The organism is Xanthobacter sp. AM11 (assembly GCF_047444035.1).
In the GTDB taxonomy this organism is placed as follows: domain Bacteria; phylum Pseudomonadota; class Alphaproteobacteria; order Rhizobiales; family Xanthobacteraceae; genus Xanthobacter.
The window spans coordinates 1,320,926-1,333,625 of record NZ_JBLAOA010000001.1 but is presented as its reverse complement, the minus strand read 5'-3'; the positions used below and the strand labels follow the sequence as shown (position 1 = coordinate 1,333,625).

General features: G+C 68.7%; 10 protein-coding genes. 4 read left to right on the top strand and 6 right to left on the bottom strand.

Going from position 1 to position 12,700, the window contains the following annotated elements:
* Positions 1-173: 173 nt before the first annotated feature.
* Positions 174-914, top strand: a complete 741-nt coding sequence (locus tag ACI7BZ_RS06240) for a TetR/AcrR family transcriptional regulator (RefSeq protein ID WP_414116321.1) — start codon at positions 174-176, stop codon at positions 912-914.
* Here the strand turns inward: ACI7BZ_RS06240 and ACI7BZ_RS06235 are convergent.
* From ACI7BZ_RS06235 to ahcY, 5 genes are all read right to left on the bottom strand, one after another.
* Positions 904-1,926 (bottom strand): phosphotransferase family protein, encoded by a 1,023-nt coding sequence (locus ACI7BZ_RS06235; RefSeq protein ID WP_414116320.1) that lies wholly within the window; start codon positions 1,924-1,926, stop codon positions 904-906. The genes ACI7BZ_RS06240 and ACI7BZ_RS06235 overlap by 11 nt on opposite strands.
* Complete coding sequence (locus ACI7BZ_RS06230; protein WP_414116319.1) at positions 1,923-3,155, bottom strand: acyl-CoA dehydrogenase family protein; 1,233 nt, start codon at positions 3,153-3,155, stop codon at positions 1,923-1,925. Before ACI7BZ_RS06230 ends, ACI7BZ_RS06235 begins: the two co-directional genes overlap by 4 nt.
* Positions 3,156-3,334: 179 nt before the next feature.
* Complete coding sequence (locus ACI7BZ_RS06225) at positions 3,335-4,504, bottom strand: putative bifunctional lysylphosphatidylglycerol flippase/synthetase (RefSeq protein ID WP_414116318.1); 1,170 nt, start codon at positions 4,502-4,504, stop codon at positions 3,335-3,337.
* Positions 4,505-4,646: 142 nt separating this feature from the next.
* On the bottom strand, positions 4,647-6,533 hold the full coding sequence (locus tag ACI7BZ_RS06220; protein WP_414116317.1) for a potassium transporter Kup: 1,887 nt from the start codon (positions 6,531-6,533) through the stop codon (positions 4,647-4,649).
* Between the two features lie 403 nt (positions 6,534-6,936).
* Entirely contained in the window at positions 6,937-8,334 is a 1,398-nt protein-coding gene (ahcY, locus tag ACI7BZ_RS06215; protein WP_414116316.1) for an adenosylhomocysteinase, read from the bottom strand.
* A 578-nt stretch (positions 8,335-8,912) separates the two neighbouring features.
* On the opposite strand from ahcY, the gene ACI7BZ_RS06210 reads away from it, so the two are divergent.
* Both ACI7BZ_RS06210 and ACI7BZ_RS06205 read left to right on the top strand, forming a co-directional pair.
* Positions 8,913-9,500, top strand: coding sequence for a CarD family transcriptional regulator (locus tag ACI7BZ_RS06210; protein WP_414116315.1), 588 nt, complete (start codon positions 8,913-8,915; stop codon positions 9,498-9,500).
* Between the two features lie 171 nt (positions 9,501-9,671).
* Positions 9,672-9,848 carry a hypothetical protein gene (locus tag ACI7BZ_RS06205; protein WP_414116314.1) on the top strand — a complete coding sequence of 59 codons (177 nt, stop codon included), beginning with the start codon at positions 9,672-9,674 and terminating at the stop codon, positions 9,846-9,848.
* Positions 9,849-10,072: 224 nt separating this feature from the next.
* On the opposite strand, the gene ACI7BZ_RS06200 is transcribed toward ACI7BZ_RS06205, so the two are convergent.
* Positions 10,073-11,635, bottom strand: coding sequence for a gamma-glutamyltransferase family protein (locus tag ACI7BZ_RS06200; protein ID WP_414119100.1), 1,563 nt, complete (start codon positions 11,633-11,635; stop codon positions 10,073-10,075).
* A gap of 248 nt (positions 11,636-11,883) precedes the next feature.
* On the opposite strand from ACI7BZ_RS06200, the gene ACI7BZ_RS06195 reads away from it, so the two are divergent.
* Entirely contained in the window at positions 11,884-12,132 is a 249-nt protein-coding gene (locus ACI7BZ_RS06195) for a hypothetical protein (protein WP_414116313.1), read from the top strand.
* Positions 12,133-12,700 lie beyond the last annotated feature (568 nt).

The following is a 12,700-nucleotide window of genomic DNA, read 5'->3' as shown; positions in this document are numbered from 1 at the left end:
TTGCACCCGGCCTTCAGGACGACGCGACCCAAACGAGCGCTCGCTTGACTTTCCGCCCTTCGGTCGTTGTGCTTCAGCAGAGCGGGCGCCGAGCCGCGGGACTCCATCGGATCGGCGGGCCGCCACATTTGGCACAAGCGAACGCGCCGGGCGCGGGCTGAAGGCGGAAACGGGTGAAGACACCATCGGGCGGGAGCGCGCAAGCACCAGTTCCGCAGGACGGCACGACTGCGGATTATTCCCTGCCCGCCCTGTGCGCGCGCATCCATGCCCGCCACCGTGACACCATCCGGGTCCAGAAGCCCCACGTGGCGGTGGCCAACCTCGCCCGCATCGTGGAGGCGGCCCTCACCTTGTCCAACCGCCACGGCTTCCATGCCATGACCCTGCGCCAGCTGGCGCAGGCCTCCGGCCTCAGCATGGGCGGGCTCTATTCCTATTTCGACGGCAAGGACACCCTGCTCCTGATGATCCTGGAGGAGGTTTCCGCCGCCGTGGAGGAAGCGCTCGGCTGCGCCCCTGCCGACGTGCGGGCGGACCCGGCGCGCCATCTGCGCTGGCTCATCGCCCGCCATGTGGCGCTGTCGGAGGCCATGCAGCCCTGGTTCGTGTTCGCCTATATGGAGGCCAAGGCCTTCCCGGCGGACGGCCGGCGGCGGGCGGTGGAAAGCGAGCTCGCCACCGAGCGCATCTTCGCCGAGGTGCTGGCGCAGGGCGTGGCGCGCGGCTGCTTCTCCACGCCGGACCCCGCATTCGTCGCCAGCCTCATCAAGCCCCTGCTCCAGGACTGGTATGTGAAGCGCGGCAAGCACCGCAAGCGCGGGCTGGATGCCGCCGCCTATGCCGCCGGCGTCACCGCTTTCGTGGAGGCGGCGCTGATGCGCGATCCGCCCCGCCCCCGCCTCATGCCGTGAAGGCGGCCGCGCGGCGGGCGAAGGCCTCGGCAAGCTGCCCGGTCTGCGCCGCCCCTTCCGCCGCCGCATTGCCCGCGAGGGCGCGCGCGGCGATGCCCTCGAAGATCACCGCCCAGCGGAACAGGGCGAAGGCCATGTGGAAATCGGCCAGGGCCAGGCCGTGGTGCGCCGCCGCCGCATAGTCCGCAACGAAGGTCTCGCGGGCCGGAATGCCCATGGCGTCGAGGTCCAGCCCGTCGATGCCGCCATATTCCTGCGGTCGCGACACCCACGCCATGGCGCAATGGGCGAGGTCCGCCAGCGGGTGGCCCAGGGTGGACAATTCCCAGTCCAGCACCGCCACCACCTGCGGCCGGGTGGGGTGGAACATGAGATTGCCGATGCGATAGTCGCCATGGACGATGCCGGTGGTGTCGTCATCGGGAATGTGCGCCGGCAGCCAGCGCACGAGGTGGTCGATGTTCGCGTCCGCCCGTGTCCGGGAAAGCTCCCACTGGCGCGTCCAGCGGGCGATCTGCCGCCCGTAGAAATTGCCGGGCCGCCCGAAATCCGAGAGCCCCGCCGCCGTCACGTCCACATTGTGCAGAGCCGCCAGGGTCGTCGCCATGGCGGCGTACATCTGCCGGCGCTCCGCGGGGGGAACGCCCGGCAGGGTGCAGTCGTGGAACACGCGCCCTTCCACCCGCTCCATGACATAAAAGAGCGTGCCGATGACCGAGCGGTCCTCGCACAGGAGCAGCGCCGGGGGCACCGGCACGCCGCTGCCGGCCAGGGCCCGCAGGATGCGGTATTCGCGGTCCACCGCATGGGCCGAGGGCAGGAGATCGCCCGGCGGCTGCTTGCGCAGCACCAGGGCGCGCGCGTCATAGGTGACGAAGAAGGTGGGGTTGGACTGCCCGCCCGAGATGGGGACGATGTGCGGCGCCCCGGCAAGGCCGTCCATCCGCGCCTTCAGCCAGGCATCGAGCCGGGCGGCATCGAACGGGAGCGCCGTGTCCTCCCGGCCGTTCACGCGCGCGGCTCCCCGGCCGCTCCGTCGGCCACCGGCCAGGACCAGAAGCCGTCGGCCTCCTTCTCCAGGAAACGGTTCAGCACCATTTCATGCACCGCGTCGGCCCCGTCCACGATGCGGGCCTGACGGGCATAGCGGTAGATCCATTCCAGCACCGTGTCCTTGGAATAGCCGCGGGCGCCGTTGATCTGGATGGCAGTGTCGGCGGCGAGGTGCAGCGTGTTGGCGGCCTTCACCTTCGCCATGGACACCTCCTTGCGGGCAAGCCCGCCGCGATCAAGCTCCCATGCCGCCTTCATGGTGAGAAGGCGGCCGATCTCGATCTCCATGGCGATGCGCCCGAGCATGGTCTGCACGCTTTCGCGGTCGGCCAGGCGCACACCGAAGCCCTCGCGCACGGCGGCATAGTCGCGGGCGATGGACACGCACCGCATGGCAAGGCCCAGCCAGCGCATGCAATGGGTCAGGCGCGCCGGGCCAAGGCGGATCTGGGTGACCTTCAGGCCCGCGCCTTCCGCCAGCAGCACGTCCTGGGGCGGGATTTCCAGCCCGTCGAACTCCAGCTCGCAATGCCCGCCATGCTCCTCCGGCCCCATGATGGGGATGCGCCGCACGATGCGCCAGCCGGGGGCATCGTGGTGGAAGGCGAAGGCCGACAGGCCGGTGCGCGGATCATCCGAGGTGCGGGCGATGAGGATGAAATGGGCCGCCTCCTCCGCGCCGGTGATGAACCATTTGCGGCCGTAGATGCGATAGCTGCCGCTGGGCTGCTTCTCCGCCCGGGTCAGCATCATTGCGGGATCGGAACCGCCGCCGGGGTGCGGCTCGGTCATGACGAAGGCGGAGCGCACATCGCCGCGCGCCACCGGGGCGAGCCAGCGGGCCTTCTGGTCCGCCGTGCCCACGGCTTCCAGCACCATCATGTTGCCGTCGTCCGGCGCAGCGGAATTGAACACCGCCGGGCCGAAGATCGAGCGGTTCATCTCGCCGTAGCAGACCGCCATGCCGACCCGGCCGACCCCGAGGCCGCCATTCTCCGGCTTGAGCTGCAGGCACCAGAGCCCTTCCGCCCGCGCCTTCTCACGCAGCCGGGCGAGGAGGGGGGCGGCGATATTCTCATGGGCGTCATAGGCGGCGGGGTCGGATTCGTGGGGGATCACCTCGCGGGCGACGAAATCCGCAATGCGGCGCCGCAGGTTCTCCAATTGGGGGGAGATGGTGAAATCCATGGCGGCCTCGCGGCTGGGAGGGATGATACGAGCGAGCGCTCGCTTTTTATATGATCCGGCAGCAGGCATCAAGGCGCACCCGATCGGGCCCGCGCCCGGCGCACGGTCACGAACCGGGACACACCGTCAGCGGCGCTCAGCTCAGCTCAAGGGCTGGAAGGATGCGCGGGCGGCGCCGGCTATTCCGCCGCCCGCTTTGCCGCCGGCTTGGCCGCCGGTTTGGCGGACAGCTTGGCGCCCTGGCCAGTGCCCGGCTTGGCGGCGGAGGCCGCGGCGGAATGCTTGGCCGCCGGGTGCATGCCGGCGGCATGGCGGCCGGCACTCACGCCGGACACCGGCGGCTCCGCGGCATCCGCCCCTGCCGGCGGCGGCACGCCCTTGAAGCGCCCCGCGCGCAGGCCCAGTTCCCGCGCGCCCAGGAGGGTGAGCGAGAGGGCAAAGGGGATGATGTAATAGAACAGCCGGAACAGCAGCAGCGCGCCCACCATCTCGCCGGTATCGAACTGCGGCAGCGCCACCAGGAGCGCCGCGTCGAACACGCCGAGCCCGCCGGGCGCATGGCTGGCGAAGCCGAGCAGGGTGGCGGTGACGAAGATCACCGCCAGCGAAACCGGATCGATATAAGGCGAGGCCGGCATCAGCATGTACATGGCTGCGGCGCACAGGCTGAGATCGAGAATGCCGATGCCCACCTGTACCAGGGTGGAGCGCCCCCGCGGCAGATGGACGAACCAGGACGACCGCCCGATGGTCCGCGGCGCCGCCGAAACCCAGGCGATATAGCCGGCCAGAACGCACAGGGCGAGAATGCCGATGATGCGGTTCACCGCCGGCGGAAGCTGGTCCACCGCCGTTGCCGCCTCGGGATGCAGCGTGATGCCGAGGCCCAGCACCGCAATGTTGCCGAGCCAGAAGGTGAGGCCCGCCACGAAGCAGATCTTGGCCACGTCGATGGCGCCCAGGCCCCATGCGGAATAGATGCGGTAGCGCACCGAACCGCCGGTAAAGACCGTGAAGCCCACATTGTGGCCGATGGAATAGGAGCAGAAGCCCGACAGCGCCGCCACCCGGTAGGGCACATGGTGCTTGCCGATGGTCCGCAGGGCGAACCAGTCATAGAAGGTCAGCGTCAGGTAGGCGCCGGCCACCAGGAAGAAGGCCGTTGCCACATGGCGCGGGTCCTTCTGCGCCAGGGCGTCCACCACGTCGGAGAACTTCAGGTTGTGAAGCATCCGGTAGAGCACGAGCGACGCGAAGCCGATGACCACGAGGCTGGCGATGAAGCCCAGCCCATGCAATCCGACGCGATCCCTCAGGAACACCCAGACCCTGGAATTTTGAACACCCATTGCGTCACCGTTTCCCCCGCCCGCGACGACGCCGGCCCGCATCCACATATACGCGCATCTTAGACGCGCCCTTGGTACCCGTGTCCTGCTTAATTTCCACTTTGCGGCCAGCCGGTTCCGCAAAAGCCGGCAGGTGGACGGCTCAGAGCTTCACCGGATAGCCGATCTCCACCGTGCGCGCCCGCGGCAGGCCGAACCGGTCCACCGACCGCTCCGCATTGCGGGCCAGGAATGCGAACACGTGGGCCACCACGTCCCGCACCCGCGTCACCTCGTCGGGCGGGATGATCCGCTCGTGGCCAATTACATAGATGGCCGCGTCCGGGTCGATGCCCCGGGCGCTGAGCGCCGGGCCGAGCACAGAGGGCACGTCGATCTGCTGCATGTAGCCGAAGCGCAGGTCCACCCGTACGAAACCCTCGTTGAGGGTCGTCACTTTCACCCGGTCCTCCACCGAGACGCGGGGCCGCGCGGCAATCCAAACCGACACGATCACCGCCTTCTCGAAGCGGACCTTCAGCAGATCCGCCATGCGCGAGAGCGCCACCGGCGTCATCGCACCCGCACGGGACAGAAAGATGGCGGTGCGCGGGCTTTCCACGTCGTTCACCCGGTCCTTGCGGGCGACGAAATTGTCCAGCGGCTCGGTGAAGCGCACCTGCTGGGCAACCACCCCCTCCAGCCCGCGGCGCCAGCTCACCATCACGAAGATGATGGCCGCGGCGATGCTCAGCGGCAGCCAGCCGCCGTCATGGATCTTGGTCATGTTGGCGGACGCGAAGGCGAAATCCACCAGCAGCAGGCCGCTCGCCATGCTCCAGACCGCCACCGGCGGCCAGCCCCATGCCCGGTGCACCTGGGCGATGAACAGGATGGAGGTGGTGACCATGGCGAAGGCCACGGCGATGCCGTAGGCCGAGGCCAGCTTCTCCGACGCCTCGAAGCCGAGCACCACGGCGATGCAGGCGATCATCAGGAGCCAGTTGAGCCGGCCCACATAGATATGCTGCTCGTTGTGCTCGGAGGTGTAGCGGATGCGCATGGGCGGCAGGTAGCCCAGCTCGATGGCCTGCTTGGCGAGGGAGAACACGCCGGTGATGATGGACTGGGAGGCGATGACCGTGGCTGCCGTCGCCAGGAACAGCAGCGGCACGTCGAACATGTCGGGGCAAAGATCGTAGAACGGGTTGCGCACCGCGTTGGGGTCCACCAGCAGGATCGCGCCCTGGCCGAAATAGTTGAGCAGCAGCGCCGGCATGGCCACGAACAGCCAGGCCCGGGCGATGACCGGACGGCCGAAATGGCCGAGGTCCGCATAGAGCGCCTCGCCGCCGGTGACCGCCAGGAAGCAGGCGCCGAGGATGACGCCGGCCAGCCCTGGATGCTCCACCATCAGCATGACGCCGTGGCGCGGATCGAGCCCCGCCAGCACCTGCGGCGCCTGCACGATGCCATAGACGCCGAGGGCGGCCAGCGAGCCGAACCACACCAGCATGATCGGCCCGAAGAAGGCGGCGATCCGCTCGGTGCCCAGCCGCTGCGACAGGAAGATGGCGAGCAGCACCAGGCAGGTGAGGGCCACCACCCAGTGCTCCAGCTCCGGCGAGATGACCTGCAGGCCCTCGATGGCCGAAAGCACGGAGATGGCCGGCGTGAGAACGCCGTCGCCGATGAGCATGGCCGCGCCCAGAAGGCCCGCCGCCAGCAGGTACCAGCGCAGGCCGAGGGCGCTGCGGTGCAGGTCCAGCAAGGTGACCAGGGCGAGGATGCCGCCTTCCCCGTCATTGTCCGCACGCAGCACCAGCATCACGTATTTCACCGTGACGGAGAGGATGATGCTCCAGGTGATGAGGGAGAGGAGGCCGAGCACGTCGGCGCCGAGGAAATTGGTGCCCCCCACGGCAAGCACGCCCTGCTTGAGGGCATAAAGGGGGCTGGTGCCGATGTCCCCGAACACGACGCCCAGGGCGCCGATCTCGGCCGCGAACGGCAGGGTGCGCGAACGATCGCGGGAGAAGCTCATGGACATGAAGGCCGGCCGCCTCTCAGCATGGGGCTTGGCCGCAGCAGGGGTGCCCCGGCACCCGCTGCAGCATCTGCCACCCGGCACCGCGCAGTCGTAAGCCTCGCGACCGTTGCACGAAACTGTTCAAGGCAAGCCCCCGCCACAAGCGCGACCTCCATGCCGCAACCCCCGGGGCATGCACACCCGGCACGGCTGGATCGGCCTTCGAAGAGAGCCGGACGAACCCGCCGCGGCGGCTGCGTGCCGCGTCCGGACCCCCTCCGGCTCACCCCGCTTTGCGCGGGTATGTCCAACACCTAGCTCCGATCGGCGGGGAAGACAATGCGCTGCCGCAAACCCTCCGCTACGCGGAACGCCGGCCCCCCGGACCGGCGCTCCTGACTGTGCGGTAATACCCGTGCTGCGATCAGTAGCGATAGTGCTCGGGCTTGAAGGGGCCGGTCTGCGGCACGCCGATATAGGCCGACTGCTGGTCGGAAAGCCGGGTGAGCTTCACGCCGATCTTGTCGAGATGCAGCGCCGCCACCTTCTCGTCCAGCGCCTTCGGCAGGGTGTACACCTTCTTCTCGTAATGGCCTGGCTTGGTGAACAGCTCGATCTGCGCCAGCGTCTGGTTGGTGAAGGAGGCGCTCATCACGAAGCTCGGGTGGCCGGTGGCGTTTCCGAGATTCACCAGGCGGCCTTCCGACAGCAGGATGATGCGCTTGCCGTCGGGGAACTCCACCTCGTCCACCTGCGGCTTCACATTGTGCCACTTGAAGTTCTTCAGCGCCGCAACCTGGATCTCGCTGTCGAAATGGCCGATGTTGCAGACGATGGCGCGGTCCTTCATGTGCCGCATGTGATCCACGGTGATCACGTCGAGGTTGCCGGTGGCGGTCACGAAGATGTCGGCGCGCGAGGCGGCGTCCTCCATGGTGGTGACTTCATAGCCTTCCATGGCCGCCTGCAGGGCGCAGATGGGATCAACTTCGGAAACCATGACACGGCACCCGGCATTGCGCAGCGAGGCGGCCGAGCCCTTGCCCACGTCGCCGAAGCCGGCGACCATGGCCACCTTGCCGGCCATCATCACGTCGGTACCGCGGCGGATGCCGTCCACCAGCGATTCACGGCAGCCGTAGAGATTGTCGAACTTGGACTTGGTGACACTGTCGTTCACGTTGATGGCGGGCCACAGCAGCGTGCCCTTCTTCTGCATCTCATAGAGGCGATGCACGCCCGTGGTGGTCTCCTCGGTCACGCCCTGGATGGTCTTGGCAAGCAGGGTGTACCAGCCGGGCTTGTGCTTCAGGCGGCGCTTGATGGCGGCGAAGAGGACTTCCTCCTCCTCGTTGGTGGCGCCGTCGAGGAAGGCGGTGTCGCCGCTCTCCGCACGCAGGCCGAGGTGGACGAGGAGCGTGGCGTCGCCGCCATCATCCAGAATCATGTTCGGCGTGCCGCCATCGGCCCACTCGAAGATGCGGTGGGTGTATTCCCAATACTCCTCAAGGGTTTCGCCCTTCACGGCGAACACCGGGGTGCCGGCGGCGGCGATGGCGGCGGCGGCATGGTCCTGGGTGGAGTAGATGTTGCAGGAGGCCCAGCGCACGTCGGCGCCCAGCGCCTTCAGCGTCTCGATGAGCACGCCGGTCTGGATGGTCATGTGCAGCGAACCGGCGATGCGCGCGCCCTTGAGCGGCTGCGACGGGCCGTATTCGGCGCGGGTGGCCATGAGGCCGGGCATTTCGATCTCGGCGATGTCCAGTTCCTTGCGACCCCAGTCGGCAAGGTTGATGTCCTTCACCACATAATCGTTGCTCATGGATCGCTCCGCTCGAGGTCAGCCGCGCCGCCGGGGGAAGCCTGTTGCTCCGGGCGGCCTTGCTTGAAGTCCCGGGGCATGTAGCACAGGCCCCGCAGTGGAGCAATAAGGATATAAAGAAATGTTTATATGCATCCGGCGCGGATCGCAAAGCTCGGCCGCCGCTGGTGCCGCAAGTTGGCGGCCTCGGCGGCCAAGTGCGGGACAAGTCCGGGGGAAGTAAGGTTGGCGACACACGCGCTTTGATTCCGACAAAAATTGTGATATACGTGACTTTACAGTCGATTGCTTTCCAGCCACAGCCGCATCGCGCCCGCATTGTATTCAATGCGTAGGGTCAGGCGCATTCTCGGGAACAGAGGGGGCGAGAATTCGCGTGCCAGCCGGTTCTTCCGGCTCGGGGCGAGGGCTGATCATCGTCATCGACTGGCAGAGCGGGTCGTCGGGCGTTCCGGCCGAGACCCAAGTTCGCAGCTGAAGGTGTGCGTCGTCCCGGTGACCGGACCGGCCGGCCGCAGCACCAACAGGTTCGGCCCCGGGTTTCGCATCCCTGGGCCGGATCAGGAGTGGTCAAGAGCATGTCGGCAAAGAAGAACGCGCAGACCCGTCTCGGTTTCAAGACGGGTGAGCACATTGTTTACCCTTCCCACGGTGTGGGCCGCATCATGGCCATCGAGGAGCAGGAAGTCGCCGGTTTCAAGCTCGAACTGTTCGTGATCTCCTTTGAAAAGGACAAGATGACGCTGCGGGTCCCCGTGCCCAAGATCGCCAGCGTCGGAATGCGCAAGCTCTCCGAGACCAATATCGTCGAGAAGTCGCTCGAAACCCTCCAGGGGCGCGCCCGCATCAAGCGCACCATGTGGAGCCGCCGCGCGCAGGAATACGAAGCCAAGATCAATTCCGGCGACCTGGTCGCCATCTCCGAAGTGGTGCGCGACCTCTACCGGTCCGATGCGCAGCCGGAGCAGTCCTATTCCGAACGCCAGCTCTATGAAGCCGCCCTCGACCGCATGGCGCGCGAACTCTCCGCCGTGCAGAACATTACCGAGACCGAGGCGGTAAAGCTCATCGAGCAGAACCTTCTGAAGGGACCCCGCCGGGGCACCGCCAAGGCCGCCGAGGAAGTGGACATCGACGCGGATATGGAAGCCGACGAAGCCGCCTGATCCCGGCCGCGCCGCTCCGGCGGCGCCTTCTCAGGTTGCAGTTCAGGGAAGAGCCCGGCCCAGGCCGGGCTTTTTCTTTGCCCCCGAGCCGCTCCGCCGCGCGCGGGCGAAGCCGGAACAAACCGCAGCGCGCGACGTTGTGCCATCCGGGGCTGATGTGGAGAAGCGATCATGTCCACCCGTGACCAGGATCAGCGCAATCCCCAGCAAAACCCGAATGAAAAGGCCAAGCCCGGCCCAGGCAAGGGCCAACAGCAGGCCCAGATGCCCGGCCAGGGCAAGGGGCAGCAGCAGCAGGGCGGCCAGCGCCCGGAAGGCCAGAAGGACCCGCGGCGCGACCAGCGCTGAAGCCGGCCGTTGGCGGCTGAACCCCGCAGGCCGCGCATTTGTGCGGGCGGGCCCGCGCCGGGCAGCCTGAAAGGCCGGCCGGCGGGCACCGATGGCCCCCGCTCCGGCCGGTCTGCGCAATGGCACAGCGGCAGGGCAAGTGAACATCCGGCCGACCCTCCACGAGGGTCGGCCAGCGCGCCTTTCCATTGCGCCCAGCGGCGGTCCCTCCCGGGCATCCGAGGTCAGACACCCGCGGCGCCCCCGTCCGCCCGCGGGTCGTGCGCGCCTTCCAGCTCCCCGCGTGCATGCAGGATGACGGCGCCAGCGTGGCCCATGATGTCGCTATAGTCGTCGTCCAGCACCAGCGGATCATGCCCCGCGCGGGCCAGGCGCTCCACCAGTTCCTCGTCGAACCGCCGCTCCAGGCGCAGCCTGGTTTCCATCTGCCCCCAGGTGCGGCCCAGCAGCCAGCGCGGCCGGGCGATGGCTTCGGCCAGGGGCACCTTGTAGAGGACATGCCGGCTGAAGAGGGCCGCCTGCGTCTGCGGCTGGCCCTCGCCGCCCATGGTGCCATAGGCCATCACCCGTCCGTCGCGCAGCACCGCGAGGGCCGGGTTCAGGGTGTGGAATGGCCGGCGCCCGGGGTGAAGGGCATTGAGGGCGCGCGGATCGAGGGAGAAGCTGGCCCCGCGGTTCTGCATCAGGACGCCGGTGCCCGGCAGCACACAGCCGGAACCGAACTCGAAAAAGATGGACTGGATGTAGGACACCACCAGCCCCGAGGCGTCCGCGGCGCCCAGCCACACCGTATCCCCGCCGGGGCGCCCCGGCCCGAAGGGCGCCGCGCGGCGCATGTCGATGGCCGCGGCCAGCCGGTCCACCGCCTCGGGCGCGAGGAGGGCCCCCATGTCCTGCGTCACATGGTCGAAATCGCACACCGCCGAATCGCGCACGCGGAACGCCTGTTTGGTGGCCTCCACCAGCCCATGCACATGAGCGAAGCTCTCCGCCCGGGCCGGCTCCAGCCGCCGGAACGCCGCCAGGATGAGGAGCGAGGCCAGGCCCTGCGTGGGCGGCGGCGCATTGAACAGCTGTGCCTCGGGCAGGCGCACGCTGAGCGGCGGACGCTCCAGGGCCTGGTAGCCCGCAAGATCGGCCCGCGCCACCGGGCTGCCCATGGCGTCGAGGTCCGCGGCGATCTCCCGCCCCACGTCGCCCTTGTAGAAATCCGCAAGCCCGGCCCGGGACAGATGATCGAACGTATCCGCGAGCCGGGATTGACGCTGGAGGGTGCCGGCCGCGGGCACGCTGCCGCCGGGAAGGAAGGCGGCGGCAAAGCCGGGTACCCCTTCGAGTTCGCCTTTCTTCTCCGCCGCGAGGCGCGCCTGGGAGGCGGAAACCGGCACGCCCTCCCGCGCCATGCGCATGGCAGGCTCCAGGAGCCGCGCCACCGACATGCGCCCGCCGAGGGCCCGCGCGGCCTCCAGCGCAAGACGCCATCCGTCCACCGCGCCGGGAACGGTGAGCGCCGCGTGGGGGCCGCGGGTGGGGATCTCGTCAAAGCCCATGTCGTGGTAGCGGGCAATGCCGGCGCGCACCGCCGCCGGCCCGCAGGCTTCGATGTAGCGCACCCGGCCACGGGGGTCCCGGATGAGCCAGAAGCCGTCGCCCCCCAGATGGTTCATGTGCGGATAGGCAACGGCGATGGCGGCCGCCGTTGCCACCATGGCCTCCAGCGCGTTCCCGCCTTCCGCAAGCACCTCGCGTCCCGCAGCTGCAGCCAGGGCATGGGGCGCTGCCACCATGCCACGTCCAGCGCGGGTGCTCTCGAAGGCGTGAGCGGGCAGGTGAAGGGCTGGATTTTCGAGCGGCATGGGCGTCCTCGGGTCGGCGGTCCGCGCGCCGGGCTTGACCCGGCGCTGCGCCCGGCGCAGTTTCCGGCCCACCATAGGGCCGCTTTCGCGGAAGGCGATAACCTTGGCGCGATGGCCCGGCCCAACGCGGGCACAACCGGGTTTCAGAGCAGGGTGCATGCGGCCCGAAGGAGTGGAAGATGGCAGGTTCGGCGGATGCGGGGCGCAAGTCGGGAAACGGCATGCTCACGGTGTTGAGCGCGACGGCCCTTGTCGCCACCGAAGCCCTCGCCACCGCCGTGGCCGCTGCGTGGGCGCTGGCGGGCCTCACCAACCTGGGAACTGTGGGTGAGTACGGACTTTCCCTGCTGTTCGGTGCGGCGGCGCTTTATGCGACCGTGGCCTACTTCCGCAAGGCCTACCATGTGGAGGTGGGCAGCCGGAATTGAGGCGCGCGGCCGGCTCCCTCGACAGGGCGGCTTGGCCGGTGCTTTCCGGTTTCGGTGCGCGCGTTTACCGCCTGCCGGGCGGCGCAGACATTGTGCCTTGCCCGTTCCAGGGATCGGCCTCGGACCGGCAGGGCCGGGGGCGGCTGCTCGCAGAATTTTCCGGGCCTTGCGGCATCAGGGCCGCGTGTCGGATCGGCCGGAATGGGCACCTCCCCTGTTCCAGGCGGGCTCGCGCGGGCGCCTGTGGCACGCGCACCTGCCGGTTCCGCTACAGGGGCGGGAGTCCCGCCGGGGCCGGCCGCAAGCATAAGCTCGGGCCTGACGGGGTGAGCAGCCCCACTCCTGAAGGGCCAACAGGAAGGCAGACCCGGCGGCGTTGCCCCCGACTTTTATCCGGCGGCGCGGTCGTCATGCGGTTGGAGCTGGCCTTGTCGGCCCGGGGCGCGGCGCGGTCCGGCGCAGCGCTTTTGCCTTGGGGCAGAAGCGCGGGGTGCAGGCGCGTCGGACGGGCCCCGTTCGCCAAGGCCGCCCGCGCCTGATCACGCGTCACCGGGCATCCCCGCCCGGT